The organism is Paraburkholderia fungorum (genome assembly GCF_003610895.1).
In the GTDB taxonomy this organism is placed as follows: Bacteria; Pseudomonadota; Gammaproteobacteria; order Burkholderiales; family Burkholderiaceae; genus Paraburkholderia; species Paraburkholderia fungorum_B.
In genome coordinates this window covers 79,157-95,255 of record NZ_MCAS01000028.1, presented here as the reverse complement: position 1 = coordinate 95,255, position 16,099 = coordinate 79,157, and the positions used below count along the sequence as shown (strand labels likewise).

Below are 16,099 nucleotides of genomic sequence, written 5' to 3'. Positions count from 1 at the left end.
GCGATGAGCGAGCCCTGGAAGCGCTTTGAGCACGACCAGCCCAACGTACTCTGGCAGATGGACTTCAAGGGGCACTTCGAGACCCTCGGGAAGGAGCGCTGCAGCCCCCTGACGGTACTGGACGATCACTCGCGCTTCAGCATCCTGCTGCGCGCCTGTGGCCCCACCGACACCGCTACCGTGCAGGCAGGCTTAAGGGAGGCGTTTGGGCATTACGGCCTGCCGTTGCGCATCAACACCGATAACGGCTCGCCGTGGGGCTCGCCCGGCAGTCCGGGGCAGCTTACCGAGCTGGCCGTCTGGCTGATCCGGCTGGGCATCCGCATCAGCTACAGCCGGCCGTATCACCCGCAGACCAACGGCAAGGATGAGCGGTTTCACCGGACGCTGAAGGCAGAAGTGCTGAACGGACGAAGCTTCGCTACGCAGGAGCACGTGCAGCAGGAACTGGACCGCTGGCGCACCATATATAACTGCGAGCGCCCGCATGAAGCGATCGGCATGGATACACCGATCAGCCGTTACAAGCCGAGCCCGCGGGCGTATCCATCAGCGCTGCAGGAGCCAGAGTACGGCCCGGATGACGTGGTGCTGCGGGTCAAATCCGACGGCCGGCTACGCTTTGAAGGACGGCATCTCAAGGTCTCGAATGCTCTTTATGGGCTGCCGGTTGCAGCACGCGCAAAGCCGGGCGAAGACGGCGTATTTGAATTCTGGTTTGCACATCACCGCATCCTCACCCTTGACCTGAGGAGCGAGAATCGCTGACCATAAAGTGTCAATGATGTCCCCGCACGTTTGTCAATCATGTCCCCGGTCTATACACGGCGGCAAAGAAAGTAAGTGCCGCCCCGCACAGGGGCAACACTAATAGACCATTAAGAAATCAAGGAAAGGCCAAAGAAGCCAGAACAAGGAAAGCCCAAAAAGCCAGAACAAGGAAAGCCCAAAAAACCAGATCAAGGCCAACACCACTGGCCAACAAACAAAAGCGCCGCAGGCAAACCCCAAAACCCAAACCTCAAACCTTCATTTGGCCAACTTGGAATGCCGCCGTGAATACCCAAAATAAATCACCATCCCAATGAGCAACCAGACCACAAACGCCACCCAGGTCACAGCCTGAAGGTTAACCATCAAAAACAGACACGAGGCGACAGCCAACACCGGCACAACCGGCACGCCAGGACACCGGAACGCCCGCGGCAACTCAGGATGCGTCTTGCGCAAAACCAGAACCGCAATCGACACCATCGAAAACGCAGCCAACGTGCCGATATTGATCAGCTCAGCCAGCACGTTCAACGGCACCAGCGCGCCAATCAGCCCAAAGAAAATCCCAACCAGCCACGTCGTGAAGAACGGCGTAGCAAACTTCGGATGCACCTTCGAAAGTTTCGCAGGCAACAACCCATCCCGCGACATCGCGAAAATCACGCGCGTCTGGCCATATGCCATCACCAGAATCACCGTCAGCATGCCCAGCACCGCGCCAAGGTCGATAAAACCCGCAACCCACTTCTCACCCACTACCTGCAACGCATAAGACACCGGATGCGAAATGTTCGCGAATTGCGCCGAAGGCACGATGCCGGTCACCACAGCCGCCACAGCGACATACAGCACCGCGCACACGCCCAGCGACGCAATGATCCCGATCGGCAGATCGCGTTTCGGATTCTTCACTTCTTCCGCAGCGGAAGACACCGAATCGAAACCGATGAACGCAAAGAACATCACCGCCGCCGCGCCGAATACGCCGTTCCAGCCGTTCGGCATGAACGGATGCCAGTTCGCTGGCGTCACGTGGAAAACGCCCACGCCGATCACCAGCAGCACCACGGTCACCTTGATCGCCACCATGATGTTGTTGATCCGCGCGGATTCACGTATGCCAATCGACAACAGCGCCGTGATCACCATCATCACGAGGAAAGCCGGCAGGTTGAACAACGTCTCGTGCCCAGGCAAGGCGCCCGGCGCCGCGCTCAGCGCGACCGGCAGGTTCACGCCGAAGCCCGACAGCAGCGATTGCAGATAGCCCGACCAGCCGACCGACACCGCTGACGTCGCCAGCCCGTACTCGAGCATCAGGTCCCAGCCGATAATCCACGCGGCCAGCTCACCGAGCGTTGCGTACGAATACGTGTAAATGGATCCCGCGACCGGAATCGTCGACGCGAACTCGGCATAGGCGAGCGCCGCGAAGCCGCAGGCAACCGCCGCGATCAGGAACGACACCATCAGCGCCGGGCCGGCCTGAACGGCGCCCGTGCCGGTCAGCACGAAAATGCCGGTGCCGATAATGGCGCCGACGCCAAGGAAAGTCAGATCGAGCGCGCCAAGCGCTTTCTTCAGGCCGGCGTTCTGAGCGCTCGCGGCGATCATGTGCTCGACGTTCTTCTTGCGGAACAGGGACATTGGCGGTGGGTCTCCAGTAGTGCACGCATCTTGCGCGCCGAATGTCGGGAAACCCACGATTTTAACGGATGCACGCTCGTGCACCATTTTGGGACGGTGTTTTTCGTGGCGGTACGGCGGCCAGAAATGTTCGCGGAGGGGGCTGGGCGATCACCCGCCTATGCAGCGATCGTCGAAGAAAAACGTCAGCCGGCCATTGCCGGATTCAGATCGACGAGGCGGTTGCTCATCACGTAGAAGGTCAATTCGGCGTTGTTGCGCAGTTTCATTTTCTCGAGCAGCCGCGTGCGGTACACGCTGACCGTCTTTACCGAGAGCGATAAGGTCGTGGCGATATCCGTCAGCCGCTTGCCGGAAGCCAGCATGCACAGTGTCTGGTATTCGCGGTCCGAGAGCTTTTCGTGCGGCAACTGTTCGCCGTCGAACGAGACATAGTCGGCCAGCGCTTCGGCCATGGCCGGGCTGACGTATTTGCGGCCCGCCGCGACCTGCTGGATCGCGCTGATCATCTGCGTGGCGTCGACAGTCTTCGACAGGTAGCCGGCGGCGCCGGCTTTCAGCGCGCGCACGGCGTACTGGTCCTCGCGGTACATCGAGAACATCAGCACGGCGACGCGCGGCGCCTTGCGCTTCAGACGCTTGAGCACTTCGACGCCGTTCATGTCGGGCAGCGAAATGTCGAGCAGCACCACGTCGTAGCTGTGTTGGGAGACGGCGTCGAGCGCCTCGGCGCCGCTTTGCGCCTCGGTGACTTCGCGCGCAATGCCGCGGTCGAGCAGCAACTGGCGAACGCCCTGGCGAACCACCGCGTGGTCGTCGGCGAGCAGGATGCGCAGGCTCATGATGGCGTGCTCACGATTGCAGCGCCCGACGGCCAGCGTCCGGTGCGCTCGCCAGCATCGCATCCCACGCAAAGCGTGCGCGCACGAGCGTGCCGCGGGATGCTTCAGCGCTGTCGCCGCGGCGTGAGGCAACCCGCCGGGTGCTCACGCGCAGGGTGCCGTCGAAGGCGGCGCAGCGCGCCTGCATGCCGCTTAGGCCGAAGTGGCCGCGGCGGCTGCGCGCGTTGCGCGTCACGCCAATGCCGTCGTCGCTGACGATCAGCGTCAGGTGACGGCGGCCGGTTTCGATCCGCACGTCGGCGGATTCGGCGCGCGCGTGCTTGGCGATGTTGTTCAGTGCTTCCTGGGCGACCCGGAAGACGGCCAGCGTGGCGTCGGCGGGCAGTCGCGTGAGCCGGACGTCGGCGGCGCAGACGAAGCTTGTGCGCAGATTTGTGCGTGCGGCGAAGTCGCGGGTCCATTGCGCCAGCGCCCCGACGATGCCCGCTTCGAGCGACGGGGCATGCAATTCGGCGACGGCCTGGCGGCTGGCGGCACACACGGCGTCGAGTGAACGATTCGCGACGGCGAGCGCAGCGGCGCATTGAGGCGGCGCATCGGCGGGGAGCCAGGTTTCGATGCCGGCGAGAGCGAACCGCGTCGCGGTCAGCTCAGCACCCACGCCGTCGTGCAGCTCGCGCGCCACATGGCGGCAGGCAGCTTCCTGCGCCTGAACGAGTTCCGCGGACAACTCGCGCACGCGGGCACGCAGCAGCGCGAGTTCGCGCTCAGCAGCGGATTGCGGCGCGGCGTGAGCAAGTGAGGGCGCAATGTGGGCGGCAAACGGGACGACAATCGACGTATCCATGGCTTTCCCTCTCAGGAAACAGTGTGGACGGCGAAGCGGGTGCGCATCGGCGCGAAGACAAAAGAACGCATGCGAGTCTCTGGCCTCCAGTGATGTCTTTGAAACGTTGTGCGCGACAGACAAATTGCTACGCGGTGGCGTAACGAAATTTACATTCAGTAACATGCAAGTCGTGCCATGGGCGGCATGTAAACCGACCCATCGTGCGCCGCGATCATATCTTAAAAAAAGAAAAAATGCAGGCACACCAAGGGTTAGCGCGTACATTTCACGCAATGGTTGATGTTTTGCAACGTTAGGTCTGTAGGAATAATACCGACGCAAAATGTTAATGCGATGGCAGTGATTTGTAACTGCGCAACAAAAAAAGAGCCCGCAGGCTCCTTTTTTGTTGATTCGCGGTATGCACCGCTGGATCTAAGCGTGCGCTTAACCCACGAAGGCCTTTTCGACCACGTAGTGGCCCGGCGCATTGTTGCTGCCTTCCTGGAAGCCCAGGTCGTCGAGCAGCTTGCGCGTGTCGCGCAGCATGTGCGGGCTGCCGCACAGCATGACGCGGTCGTCTTCGAGCGAGAAGCCCGGCACGCCGAGGTCGGCGAACAGCTTTTCGGTTTCGATCAGTTCGGTGATGCGGCCGCGGTTCTGGAACGCTTCGCGCGTCACCGTGGGGTAGTACAGCAGCTTTTCCTGCACCAGCTCGCCCAGATGCTCGTGCGCCGGCAGGTGGTCCGTGATGTATTCCTTGTACGCCAGTTCGTCGACGAAACGGCAGGTGTGGGTCAGGACCACGCGCTCGTAGCGGTCATAAATGTCCGGATCCTTGATGATCGACATGAACGGCGCGAGGCCCGTGCCGGTGGACAGCAGCCACAGCGTCTTGCCCGGCAGCAGGTTGTCGGCCATCAGCGTGCCGACCGGCTTCTTGCCGATCAGGACTTCGTCACCGACCTTCAAATGCTGCAAGCGCGACGTGAGCGGGCCGTCCTGCACCTTGATGCTCAGGAATTCGAGGTGCTCTTCGTAGTTTGCACTCGCCAGGCTGTAGGCGCGGATCAGCGGCTTGCCGTCCACTTCGAGACCCACCATCGTGAACTGGCCGTTTTCGAAACGGAACGACGGGTCGCGCGTGCAGGTGAAGCTGAAAAGCGTATCGGTCCAGTGATGGACGCTCAGGACGGTTTGTGAATTCAGGTTGCTCATGGCTTCTTGGATAGTGCGAAAAAGGCGGCCAGTCGTTTGAGCCGGCCGGCACGGCAAGGGCGATGCTGCGCTAACCCGAGGTCGGGAATCACGCGCAAACTGCTATTTTACCGCGCCCGCTGCCAGAGGGCTGCGGCGCGGCGGTTTAGCGCGGTGAAGCGGGTTACCGGACCTGGAAGCGTCGGCGCCAGCGGCTATTACGATGGGCGCCGCGAAGTACGTTGGCGTGTTGCGGCGGCACTCCAGCAAGGGTACGGCGATGGGCGAAAACCGCCGCAGGGCGGCTGCCACCGGCTGTCCGGCAGGCGCCGGATAGGCGCGTCACGCGGGCAACATTTTCAGGATGATACCGAAACCCGCCGTGCGCCGCAGCATTGACCCTGCTGATAAAAATGGCAAAGCATCACATGGGGGGCGTCGCCGCTCAGGCGGGGGCCGTCACGCGCTTCTTGCCGCGCTGCTTCAAAACTCTCGCCTGCAGCACGATCACCAGCAGCAGGAACACCCCGCGGATCACCGATTGCCAGTACGCCGAGAGGCTGATGAAGCCGAGCCCATTTTCGAAGTTCAGCAGGTTGAACACCAGTCCGAGCAGCAACACGCCGGCGATCGTCATCGCAATCGAGCCTTCGCCGCCGGTGAGCAAGGTGCCGCCCAGCACCACCGCCGAGATCGCGAACAGCTCCCAGCCGACGCCTTCGTTCGGCTGTCCCGCGCCGAACTGGGCGGCCAGGATCACGCCCGCCATGCCGGCGAGCAGGCCGCTTACCGCGTAAGCCATCACCAGTGTGCGGTCGACGTTCAGGCCCATCAGCCGCGCCGCTTCGTCGCTGCCGCCGATAGCCAGCGAATGCCGCCCGAAGCGCGTGCTGCGCAGCGCGAGCCAGCCGGCGACCGCGGCGACTACCGCGACAATGCCTGGAATCGGCAGGCCGAACAGGTCGCCTTGACCGAAGTTGCCGAAGTTCGAGTCGGCGGCAATCGACACCGCGTCGTTCTTGCCGAGCAGCAGCGCGACGCCGTGCGCGCCGAGACTGGTGGCGAGCGTCACGATGAAGGGCAGGATTTTCAGCCGCGTGATGATCAGGCCGTTGAGCACGCCGACAGCCATGCCCGCCGCGCAACCGGCCACGACGGCGACCCAGCCGCCGTACCCGCTGGTCAATGCCGCCACCACGCTCGCGAGCGCGGCCACCGTGCCGACCGACAGGTCGATCCCGCCCGTGATGATCACGAAGGCCATGCCGATCGAGATCAGCGCGAACATCGAGTTGTAGCGCCAGAACGAGGTGATGTTGTAGGCCGAGCCGAAATGGTCGTAGCGCACGAGGCCGAGCACGATGAGCGCGACGAGGGCCAGCAGGATGGGAAGGTTCTTTTTCATCGCATCGAATCCGAAGTGTCCTGGAGGCGCTACCGCGAGCGCCGCTGCACATAAACTGCCGCGACGATGATGCCGGCCTTCACCACCAGCGCCGCCGCGTCGGGAATGCCGTGCGCGAGCAGCGTATAGCGCAGCAACTGGATGATCAGCGCGCCGATCAGCGTGCCGCCGATATACGCCTTGCCGCCCGTCAACGCCGTGCCGCCGACCGCCACTGCGGCGATCGCGTCGAGTTCGACGCCGAGCCCCACCACGTTCGCATCCGACGACGAATTCACCGAGATCGAGATCAGCCCTGCCAGCCCCGCGAGCGCGGCGCACAGCGTGTAGGCGATCAGTTTCACGGTGGCCGTCGGCACGCCGCACAGATAGGCGGCTTTTTCGTTGCCGCCGGTGATCAGCAGATACTGGCCGAACAGCGTCTTGCGCACGATCCACGCGAACAGCACCACCAGCGCGAGCATCAGCAGCACCTGAAACGGCACGCCGGCGACCTTGCCCAAGGCGATCCACTGGAACGCGGGCGTGTTGAACGCCTGCAGGCTGCCGTCGGTGACGACCTGGGCGATGCCCCGCCCGGCGATGAACAGCACCAGCGTCGCGACAATCGGCTGGACGGACAGCCTCGTCACCAGCCAGCCGTTGAAGACGCCGCACGCGGCCGCCGCCAGCACCGGCAGCACGAACGCAAGCGCAATGCCGCCCGGCCCCGCGATGTTCAGGAACAGCATCGGCGCGAGCGCGCCCGAGATCGCCATCGAGGCGCCCACCGACAGGTCGATGCCGCCCGTCGCCACGACCAGCGTCATGCCGATGCCGACGATCACGATCGTCACCACCTGTGTCATGTTGACGTTGAAGGTTTGCAGCGACCAGAAGTGCGGGGTGAAGATCAGGTTGAAGAGCACCATCGCGAGCAGCACGATCACTTCGCGTTGCATGGCGAGATGCCGCCATTTCTTCACGGTCGAGGCTGCCGTGGCGCGCGGCGCGGCGGCGGCCGGCATGGGCTGTGTGGCTTGAGTAGCCTGGGGGCGCAACGACTCGGTGTGCAACTTAAGCGCCATGACGGTCGCCCTCCAACGCGTCTTCGATGTGTGCGGATTGCGCGGCTTCGGCCAGTTGCGAAGGGCCGTCACTGCCGTAGGCGATGGCGTCCATGATCGCGGTCTCGCTCATGTCGGCGCCATTCAGTTCGGCGACGGTGCGGCCGTCGCGGATGACCACCGCGCGGTCGGCCACGGCGGTCAGCTCCTCGAGTTCGGACGCGGACAGCAGTACCGCGAGACCCGCATCGCGCAGCTCGCGCACGATCTTTGCCACGTCGGCTTTCGCGCCGACGTCGATGCCGCGCGTCGGCTCGTCGAGCAGCAGGAGCGAAGGTTCTGCGGCAAGCCAGCGGGCGAGCAGGACCTTCTGCTGATTGCCGCCGGACAACTCGCGAATCGGTTGATCGGCCGAGCGTAGCTTGATGCCGAGCGACGCAATGAAACGCTCGACGATCGCCTGCTGCTTCTTCACATCCACCACGCCGTTCCTGGCCAGCGTGCGCAGGCAGACCAGTGTGAGGTTGTCGCGCACCGAGAGTTCGGGGACGATGCCTTCGGCCTTACGATCCTCGGTGAGGTAAGCGAGGCCGCGTGCGATCGCGTCCTGCGGCGACTTCAACGCCACCGTTTCGCCGCCGATCGACAGCGAGCCTCGTTCGAGCGGATCCGCGCCGAACATCAGGCGCATGGTTTCGGTCCGGCCCGAGCCCAGCAGGCCCGCAAGCCCGACTGCTTCGCCCGCATGCACCTGCAGCGATACGTCGCTCACTTTCGGATGCGCGCCCAGCTGCGTCACGGCGATGGCCTCTTTACCGCGCCGCGCGAGGTTCGCTTCGCGGGCGGCGGCGTCTTCCTGCACGACGGCGGCAAGCGTGCGGCCGAGCATCGTCGTGACGAGTTGCAGCTTGTCCATCTCCGCCATCGTGCTCTGCGCGACCGTCTGGCCGTCGCGCATCACGGTCACGCGGTCGCACAAGGCATACAGTTCGTCGAGCCGATGCGACACGAAGATCACCGCGCGGCCGTCGTCGCGCAGTTTGCGCACCACGGTGAAGAGCAGTTCCACTTCGCGTTCGTCGAGCGAGGAGGTGGACTCGTCCATGATGACCATCTTCGCGTCCGACGACACGGCGCGCGCCAGAGCGACCATCTGCTGGATCGCGGTCGAATAGCGGCCGACCGGCTTCTTCACATCGATCTGCAAGCCGAACGATTCGAGCAGCGCGGCGGCGCGCGTCTGCACCGCGCGCCAGTCGATCAGACCGAAGCGGCGCGGCTCGCGGCCGAGGAAAATGTTCTCCGCCACCGAGCGGAACGGCACCAGGTTGATCTCCTGATAGATCGTGCTGATGCCGGCTTCGCGCGCCTGTTTTGGGGTGCGGAAATCGACGTCGCGGCCTTCGAAGCGCACGCTGCCCGAGCCGCGCCGATACGCGCCGGTCAGGATCTTGATCATGGTCGATTTACCGGCGCCGTTCTGGCCGATCAGCGCATGCACTTCGCCGGCGGCCACGCTCAGATTGGCGCTGCGCAACGCGGGCACGCCGCCGAAGCTGATGCCGATGTCCTGCATCTCCAGTAACGGTGTGCGGGTAAGGGGAGCGTGTGGCGTCTCTTTGCCGGATTCCGTCACGGGTGTCCTCCTGATACGTGTGCTGCTTCGCGTGCTGCTTCATGGGCCGGCTGAGGTTCAGCCTGGTGTGTCGCATGAGTCGCCGCATGAGTTGCATGTACGAGCCGCTGTGGCCATTCGTTCCGGCGCCATGCCGAGGGCTGTCGCCGAACCATATTACGCCGCATGAAAGTGACGCGACGGCTCATGAAAAGCGAAGCGACGGCCCGTGTCGCCACGGACGCGTCGCTCCGAACCCTTCTCGTCACCCACCCCCCGAGGAGACTGATTCGGGGCGGGGACGTCCTGCGGGCACTGCCCTGAAGAGGCTTTCCGCGCGGCATGGAGCGCCTGGCCACGCCGTTGTGCCATTGCCCTCAAACTGCAAAGCCGCGCGTACGACGGTGGTTGCCGGTCCGTCGGTCAATAGCCGTACTGCATGTTCTGCTGTACGTTGCTCTTGTCGTAGAAGCGGTCCGACACCTTGACCCATGTCGGGATCTTTTCGCCCTTCGCATAGCGCTGGGCGACGTCGCAGGCGAGCGGGCCGAAGAACGGGCTCGATTGCACGCTTGCGCCGAGTTCGCCGGCCGCGATCGCGTCCATGCCGCCCTTGGTGCCGTCGATCGTGACGATCTGGATGTCCTTGCCCGGCTGCTTGCCGGCCGCCTTGATCGCGGCGATCGCGCCGAGCGCCATTTCGTCGTTATGCGCGTAGACGGCGGTCACTTCCGGGTGCGCCTGCAACAGCGTTTCCATCACCTGACGGCCCTTGTCGCGCGCGAAATCGCCGCTTTGCGAGGCGATGATCGTCATGCCCGGGTTCTTCGCGATGATTTCGTCGAAACCCTTCTTGCGGTCGTTCGCAGCGGACGCACCCGTGGTGCCTTCGAGTTCGATGATCTTTGCCTTGCCGCCCGTCGCCTTGACGAGCCAGTCAGCCGCCCGATGACCCTGGTCGATGAAGTCCGAGCCGATGAAAGTGATGTAGTCGCGGCCCGCCTTGGCCACCGACTGATCGACGTCGCGGTCGACCAGGATCACCGGAATGCCAGCCTTTTTAGCTTGCAGCACAACCGGCGCAAGCGGCTTTTCTTCGCGCGGGGGGAACACCAGCAGATCGACGTGCTGCGCGATCATGTTCTGGATATCCGATACCTGCTTCGAGTTCGAACTGTTGGCGTCGGTCATGACCAGCTGCCAGCCACACTTCGCCGCGATGTCCTTGAAGCTCTTGGTTTCCGCGAGACGCCACGGATTGTTGCTTTCGGTCTGCGCGAAGCCGACCTTCAGCGGGGTCTTGTTGGGCAACTTCGGCAACGCGTCGTCGGCGTGCGCCGTGGCGACGCCGAACCCGATTGCCAGAGCCAGCAGTGAACCTGCCAGCGGACGAATCTGCTGCTTGCGCGCGTGTTTGCGCGACTGCGTGTTGAGCGACGCCATTGTCTTCCTCCAGTACCGATGAGATGTATTTGCTTTTTAGTGTTTCTCCTGTCGGCCGGGCTGCTTCACCCTGACCGTACGTGCCGATTATTTCATCGAGAATTATTATCGGTCAATCACTAATATTATTAATTACTGGCTTTTCTGCCTCAGTAATTACCCTGACCGAGCCGCGTTCGATGAGCGGTCCGTCGAGTTTCACGAGCCGATGCCGCACCGGCGCGCCGGCTGCGCGGTTGTGTTCTTCCTGCAGCAAGGTTTCGACAGCCCAGCGTCCCAGCTCATAGTTCGGCAGCACCACCGTCGAGAGCGGCGGATGCGTGTGACGGGCAATTTCCTGGTCGTCGTAGCCGAGCACGGAAATGTCTTCAGGCACGCGCAGGCCGAGTTGCTTGAGCGCCTCGATCGCGCCCAGCGCGGTCAGGTCGTTGGCGCAGAAAATCGCGGTTGGCGGGTGCGGCTCGCGCATCAGGGAGAGTGTCATTTCGAAGCCGACGCCCGAGCTCCAGTCGCCGTCGCGCACCAGTTCCGGCGCGAACGGCAGGTCGGCTGTGGCGAGCGCGGTGCGATAGCCCTTGAGGCGGTCTTTCGAGGCGTCCTGCCACGGCTCGCCGTTGATATAGCCGATCCGCCGATGCCCCGCCTGCAGCAGAAAGTCGGTCGCCAGATGGCCGCCCGCGACCTCGGCGGGCACCACCGATGAAAGCCCGCTTTCGCTCGTGTAGCAGTTCAGCAGCACGGTGGGCACCTGCGAGAGCGCCGGCGGCAAGGTGACCTTGCGGGTGTAGACGGTTGCGTAGATCACGCCGAATACGTGCGGGTTCGACAGCGTTGCGTCGAGCACCTGCTTTTCGATGTCGGCATTTCCATGCGTCGAGTAGACCGCGAGCATCTTGCCGCTGGCGTAGGCCGCATCGCGCGCGCCATCGACGTTGACGACCGGATGTGGGCTGGTGGAAATCTCGTCGGCCAGATAGACGATCAGGTTGCGCTCATCGTTCGACGCCGATACCGGCTCGCGCAGCGAAAGCCGGTAGCCCAGGTCGTGCGCGGTCTTCAGCACCTTGTTGCGGGTGGTCTCGGAGAATTTCGCGCCGGTCGCGTTGTTCAGGACCAGCGAGACCGTGGATTGCGACACGCCGGTGAGCTTGGCGATGTCGGTCATGGTCGGACGGCGTTGAGTCGATTTTTTCATTGTGCGGGCCGCATTGCAGCGGCGCAAAAGCAGGGGTATGCCGGCGGCATCCGTGGTGCTGACGGTACCACTAATAATATGCGGGCAGCAACGCACGCTAACCCGCCATTTGGGAGCCTCTGGCGGTGCATGAGTCAGTCGGATTCGATAAATTTATTACTAATAATATTGACCAGTGCGCTTTGGCGTGCGATTCTCGGTCGCGCGGACCTTGGCGGTTCGCCGGCCGCGCGCTGTGCGCGGCACGTCATAGGAGACATTGATGGGCGTTCATGCCGCCATCCGCCTGAGGCCCGGCCTTTTCTGACTATGCGCGACGTTTCCTTGAATCCGGTCCAGCCTTTGGGCAATGAACTCAGCGAGCTCACGTGGCTCACCGATCCGGCGATCGCGCCGACGCTCGTCACGCTGACGGCAGGCGCCATGCAAGTGGTGGTCGCGCCTGACATCGGCGGCGCGCTGGCGGCTTACTACGAGTCGACGCCCGAAGGCCCGCTGCATTGGCTGCGGCCCGCCACGCAAGCGGCATTCGACGAACGCGATCCGCTGCGCATGGCGAGCTTTCCGCTTTTCCCCTACTGCAACCGGATTCGCGACGCGCGCTTTCAGTTCGACGGCAGCACAGTCGATCTGAGCGGCAATGATTTGCGTTTTGCGCACGCGCTGCACGGCAACGCGTGGCGGCGTCCCTGGCAGGTGGGCACGCGCACGGAGCGCTCGGTGGAATTGCTCTTCGAACACGAACCGGATTCGCAGCAGCCCGGTGACTGGCCGTTCCGGTATCGCGCGCGGCAACGCTTCGAGTTGATCGGCGGCGCGCTGCGTATCGCGATGTCCGCGCAGAATCTGGCCGACCGGCCGATGCCATTCGGCATGGGCCATCATCCGTACTATCCGCGCACCGCGCAGACCCGCGTCTATGCCAATGTGCAAGGCATGTGGCATGCCGACGCGGACGTGCTGCCCACGCATCTCGGTGCGCACCCCGCGGTCGAAGCGCTGCGCCACGGCATGTCGCCCGATGCATTCGCGCTCGACAACAACTTCGCCAACTGGTCGCGCGAAGCGACCATTGCGTGGCCCGACGAACGCCGTCAATTGACGATGACCGCCGACGCGCCCTTTGATCATCTGGTGGTATTCGCGCCTGCCAACGATGCGCAACTGTGCGTGGAGCCGGTGACCAACACCACCGATTGCTTCAACGCGGTCGGTATGCGCGAGCAGGTGGGCGGCTGCGTGCTGCAGCCGGGCGAGGAGATCGTCGCAATGCTGAACTGGACACCCCGCAGGGACTAGCTCAGGGAGTTAGTTCACTCCACCCGCAACCTCGCCATATAAGGCAAGTGATCCGACAGCCATGCGGTTTCCTGCGTCGGCTGGATCCATTCGATCGGCTTCATGCCGCGCACGAACATTTTGTCGAGCGCGAGTGCCGGCGAGAAGGCCGGGAACGTGCGGCCGGATTCGCCGAGCAGCGTGGCCACTTCCTGCAGGCCGTGTTCGGCGAAGAGCGGCACGGAGTCGTTGCGCCAGTCGTTGAAGTCGCCGGCCAGCACCAGCGGACCTTCCGGCGCTTCTTTCGCGATCCAGTGCGCGATCCAGTTCATCTGCCGCAAGCGTGCCGAGCGCGTGAGCGCGAGATGCGCGCACAGCAGCGTGACCGAATGACCGCCGAAGGTTGCCCGCGCGACCAGCAGTCCGCGCCGCTCGAAACGATGCGCGGAGATATCCCAGCGCCCGCCGAGATCGAGTGGATGTGGCGACAGAATCGCATTGCCATGCCGCCACGACGGTTTGAACACGTTCGGCCCGAGCGCGATTTCCAGCTCGGCCGCACGTGCGATCTCCGTGGCCTGGCAATGCCAGACATCGCTCGCCGGGTCGGCAAGCGGCGAGCCGAAACTGCTCGCCAGAATCGGCGAGGGCATGCGCCGCGCCATCGCTTCCTGCAAAAAATACGCGTCCGCATGGGTCGACTGAACCCAGCGCTGCATTGCCTGCCACGCCTGAAAACCGAGCGGCGTACGGCCTTTATGCAGATTCCAGCTCACCGCCATGAAATCCTTGGGCGCTACGCTCTCGCGGATCAATTCTTCTGGGTTTCGCATGCCGCGTTGTCCACGTGTTCTGTTGGGGCTTCAGTTATTCGCTTGAGTTCGCTCGGGTTTGCTCCGGCCTGCGCTGGTTTGCGGCGGGTTTGCTTTAGCCCGGGTTGTTCGCCAGACTCGCACGCACGCGATAGACCAGGTTCGGGTCCTTGTCGACGATTGTCCAGCTGGTCCACTGGCCGGCGGGCACGGTCAGACCGGGATGGCTGGCGCTCACCTGACGCGGTTGCGGCGGCAGCTTGCAACCGGTATCGGTTTGCCGCGCCGCATCTTCCTCGAAGGTTTCCTGGGCGTCGATCGACAGCGTGACCGCGCTCGCATCCGCGCGCAGAGGCGAGACCGTCAGCGTACGGGCCAGGTCGATGCTGCCGCCCGGCTGGTCTTTACAGCCGACGTTATGCTGCACCACCTTGTGGTGCGTGTCCGTGCGCGCCTGGCCGACGGTGGTGGTGCCGTCGAAGGAGTCGATCTGCTGGCCGTCGCGCATGACCTGCAACTGCCATTGCACGACCTGCTGGGTCGTGCCTTGTGCGTTCGCAAGCAGCGAGGTGCCGAACAGCGTGGCGCCAAGCACGGCGGCGATACTGGTTTTCCACATAAAAAAATTCTCCGGGCACTGCGTCCGGCAGCGTAGTCAGAGGGCCATCTTACGCCTGATAGGCGGAACGCTTTTCTGACATTTCAAACAGGGCCGGGTTCAGCAATACAGTATTTCAGGTGGGGCGGGAGGTCGCCGAAAACAAGCCATTGTTAGCAGCAGAGCCGCACGACTGCTGGCTTGCACACGAATGTGTCCTCGTTACACTGGACTTGAACGGCGCCGGACAGGCGCCGCAGCAGCAAGGCCAGCCAGACGGGGTGAGCGATGACAACAGCCATGGTCAAACAGGAAATCGCCGTAGCATCTTTTAGCCGGGTGTACGACCTCGATCAGGTCGAACATGCGCTGAACGATCTCGGTGAGGGCGCAAACGAGGCACTGCGCGCCACTTACGAAAAGATGCTGAAAACCGGCAATCTGCGCTTCTGCGTCAAGCCGAACCGGATGCCCTCGATCGACGATCTGATCGATGCGCTGCCCAATTTTTCAGCGCCGCTCGACGACGTCCGCAAGCAGGTCGCCTTGTGTCTCGAGACCGAAGACCGGCTCGAACTGATGCCGATCCTGCTGCTGGGCGACCCGGGCATCGGCAAGACACACTTTGCCAAGCAGTTGGCGCGCCTGCTCGGCACCGCTTACCAATATGTGGCAATGAGTTCGCTGACCGCGGGGTGGATTCTGTCGGGTGCGTCGTCGCAGTGGAAGAACGCCAAGCCGGGCAAGGTGTTCGATGCGCTCGTGAACGGCAGTTACGCGAACCCCGTGATCGCGGTCGACGAGATCGACAAGGCGACCGGCGATTCGCAATACGATCCGCTCGGCGCGCTGTACGCACTGCTCGAGCACGATACGGCGCAGACTTTCATCGACGAATTCGCCGAAATTCCGATCAATGCCGGTCACGTGATCTGGATCGCGACGGCGAACGACGAGCGCTCGATCCCGGAGCCGATTCTGAACCGGATGAACGTCTATGAAATTCCGCCACCGGACCACGACGGCGCGCGCCGTATTGCCCAATCGATCTACGACGAGATTCGTTCGGCGCATAACTGGGGTCTGCGTTTTCCCGAAATACTCGGCGACGCGGCGCTTGATGCGCTGAAGCTGGCATCGCCCCGTGAAATGCGGCGTGCAATTCTGAATGGCTTCGGCGCGGCGCGCATCGGCGGACGCGATTGCATCGAAGCGGGCGATATCCGGTTGGACTACGGAAATCGCCGGAAACCGATTGGTTTTTGAGGTTTTTTGGGCTGTTTTTGTGTGAAAACCGCCTCCAGACGGTTTTGTTGGGGGCGCAAATCGGGTATCTATGCCGAAAATAAGATGAATGCTTCGGCAATTGTTGCGAGTTGCGAGGTGCGAGTTACGTGGTGGGATCGCATGCCACCGCG

General features: G+C 63.2%; 14 protein-coding genes. 3 read left to right on the top strand and 11 right to left on the bottom strand.

The window, feature by feature from the left end; translation table 11 throughout:
- A partial coding sequence (locus BCY88_RS24685) for an integrase core domain-containing protein (RefSeq protein ID WP_147408554.1) occupies positions 1-768 on the top strand: 768 nt, incomplete at its 5' end.
- A gap of 261 nt (positions 769-1,029) precedes the next feature.
- On the opposite strand, the gene BCY88_RS24680 is transcribed toward BCY88_RS24685, so the two are convergent.
- The 9 genes from BCY88_RS24680 to BCY88_RS24635 all read right to left on the bottom strand — a co-directional run bounded on the left by BCY88_RS24680 (position 1,030) and on the right by BCY88_RS24635 (position 11,963).
- On the bottom strand, positions 1,030-2,421 hold the full coding sequence (locus BCY88_RS24680) for a branched-chain amino acid transporter BcaP (RefSeq protein ID WP_120346784.1): 1,392 nt from the start codon (positions 2,419-2,421) through the stop codon (positions 1,030-1,032).
- Between the two features lie 185 nt (positions 2,422-2,606).
- Positions 2,607-3,263 carry a response regulator transcription factor RqpR gene (rqpR, locus tag BCY88_RS24675; protein ID WP_120346783.1) on the bottom strand — a complete coding sequence of 219 codons (657 nt, stop codon included), beginning with the start codon at positions 3,261-3,263 and terminating at the stop codon, positions 2,607-2,609.
- 10 nt (positions 3,264-3,273) lie between these two features.
- Positions 3,274-4,110 carry a sensor histidine kinase gene (locus tag BCY88_RS24670; RefSeq protein ID WP_120346782.1) on the bottom strand — a complete coding sequence of 279 codons (837 nt, stop codon included), beginning with the start codon at positions 4,108-4,110 and terminating at the stop codon, positions 3,274-3,276.
- 429 nt (positions 4,111-4,539) lie between these two features.
- Positions 4,540-5,310: a ferredoxin--NADP reductase gene (locus BCY88_RS24665; protein WP_074285705.1), complete on the bottom strand. Its 771-nt coding sequence runs from the start codon at positions 5,308-5,310 to the stop codon at positions 4,540-4,542.
- Between the two features lie 424 nt (positions 5,311-5,734).
- Entirely contained in the window at positions 5,735-6,694 is a 960-nt protein-coding gene (locus BCY88_RS24655) for an ABC transporter permease (protein ID WP_120346781.1), read from the bottom strand.
- Positions 6,695-6,723: 29 nt separating this feature from the next.
- On the bottom strand, positions 6,724-7,701 hold the full coding sequence (locus BCY88_RS24650) for an ABC transporter permease (protein WP_120346780.1): 978 nt from the start codon (positions 7,699-7,701) through the stop codon (positions 6,724-6,726).
- 49 nt (positions 7,702-7,750) lie between these two features.
- Positions 7,751-9,316, bottom strand: a complete 1,566-nt coding sequence (locus tag BCY88_RS24645) for a sugar ABC transporter ATP-binding protein (protein WP_259461501.1) — start codon at positions 9,314-9,316, stop codon at positions 7,751-7,753.
- A gap of 462 nt (positions 9,317-9,778) precedes the next feature.
- Entirely contained in the window at positions 9,779-10,798 is a 1,020-nt protein-coding gene (locus tag BCY88_RS24640) for an ABC transporter substrate-binding protein (RefSeq protein ID WP_120346778.1), read from the bottom strand.
- Between the two features lie 112 nt (positions 10,799-10,910).
- Positions 10,911-11,963, bottom strand: a complete 1,053-nt coding sequence (locus BCY88_RS24635) for a LacI family DNA-binding transcriptional regulator (RefSeq protein WP_120346777.1) — start codon at positions 11,961-11,963, stop codon at positions 10,911-10,913.
- 339 nt (positions 11,964-12,302) lie between these two features.
- Between BCY88_RS24635 and BCY88_RS24630 the strand changes: the two genes are divergently transcribed.
- Entirely contained in the window at positions 12,303-13,292 is a 990-nt protein-coding gene (locus BCY88_RS24630) for an aldose 1-epimerase (protein ID WP_120346776.1), read from the top strand.
- Positions 13,293-13,306: 14 nt separating this feature from the next.
- On the opposite strand, the gene BCY88_RS24625 is transcribed toward BCY88_RS24630, so the two are convergent.
- Together BCY88_RS24625 and BCY88_RS24620 are read right to left on the bottom strand one after the other, a co-directional pair.
- Positions 13,307-14,104, bottom strand: a complete 798-nt coding sequence (locus tag BCY88_RS24625; RefSeq protein WP_120346775.1) for an endonuclease/exonuclease/phosphatase family protein — start codon at positions 14,102-14,104, stop codon at positions 13,307-13,309.
- Between the two features lie 94 nt (positions 14,105-14,198).
- Complete coding sequence (locus BCY88_RS24620) at positions 14,199-14,702, bottom strand: hypothetical protein (protein WP_120346774.1); 504 nt, start codon at positions 14,700-14,702, stop codon at positions 14,199-14,201.
- A gap of 267 nt (positions 14,703-14,969) precedes the next feature.
- Between BCY88_RS24620 and BCY88_RS24615 the strand changes: the two genes are divergently transcribed.
- On the top strand, positions 14,970-15,947 hold the full coding sequence (locus tag BCY88_RS24615; RefSeq protein ID WP_120346773.1) for an AAA family ATPase: 978 nt from the start codon (positions 14,970-14,972) through the stop codon (positions 15,945-15,947).
- Positions 15,948-16,099 lie beyond the last annotated feature (152 nt).

Bases quoted from the DNA above. Each gene is read 5' to 3' on its own strand.
- BCY88_RS24680 (WP_120346784.1), bottom strand. From the start codon at position 2,421: ATGTCCCTGTTCCGCAAGAAGAACGTCGAGCACATGATCGCCGCGAGC.
- rqpR (WP_120346783.1), bottom strand. From the start codon at position 3,263: ATGAGCCTGCGCATCCTGCTCGCCGACGACCACGCGGTGGTTCGCCAG.
- BCY88_RS24670 (WP_120346782.1), bottom strand. From the start codon at position 4,110: ATGGATACGTCGATTGTCGTCCCGTTTGCCGCCCACATTGCGCCCTCA.
- BCY88_RS24665 (WP_074285705.1), bottom strand. From the start codon at position 5,310: ATGAGCAACCTGAATTCACAAACCGTCCTGAGCGTCCATCACTGGACC.
- BCY88_RS24655 (WP_120346781.1), bottom strand. From the start codon at position 6,694: ATGAAAAAGAACCTTCCCATCCTGCTGGCCCTCGTCGCGCTCATCGTG.
- BCY88_RS24650 (WP_120346780.1), bottom strand. From the start codon at position 7,701: ATGCCGGCCGCCGCCGCGCCGCGCGCCACGGCAGCCTCGACCGTGAAG.
- BCY88_RS24645 (WP_259461501.1), bottom strand. From the start codon at position 9,316: ATGCAGGACATCGGCATCAGCTTCGGCGGCGTGCCCGCGTTGCGCAGC.
- BCY88_RS24640 (WP_120346778.1), bottom strand. From the start codon at position 10,798: ATGGCGTCGCTCAACACGCAGTCGCGCAAACACGCGCGCAAGCAGCAG.
- BCY88_RS24635 (WP_120346777.1), bottom strand. From the start codon at position 11,963: ATGACCGACATCGCCAAGCTCACCGGCGTGTCGCAATCCACGGTCTCG.
- BCY88_RS24630 (WP_120346776.1), top strand. From the start codon at position 12,303: ATGCGCGACGTTTCCTTGAATCCGGTCCAGCCTTTGGGCAATGAACTC.
- BCY88_RS24625 (WP_120346775.1), bottom strand. From the start codon at position 14,104: ATGCGAAACCCAGAAGAATTGATCCGCGAGAGCGTAGCGCCCAAGGAT.
- BCY88_RS24620 (WP_120346774.1), bottom strand. From the start codon at position 14,702: ATGTGGAAAACCAGTATCGCCGCCGTGCTTGGCGCCACGCTGTTCGGC.
- BCY88_RS24615 (WP_120346773.1), top strand. From the start codon at position 14,970: ATGACAACAGCCATGGTCAAACAGGAAATCGCCGTAGCATCTTTTAGC.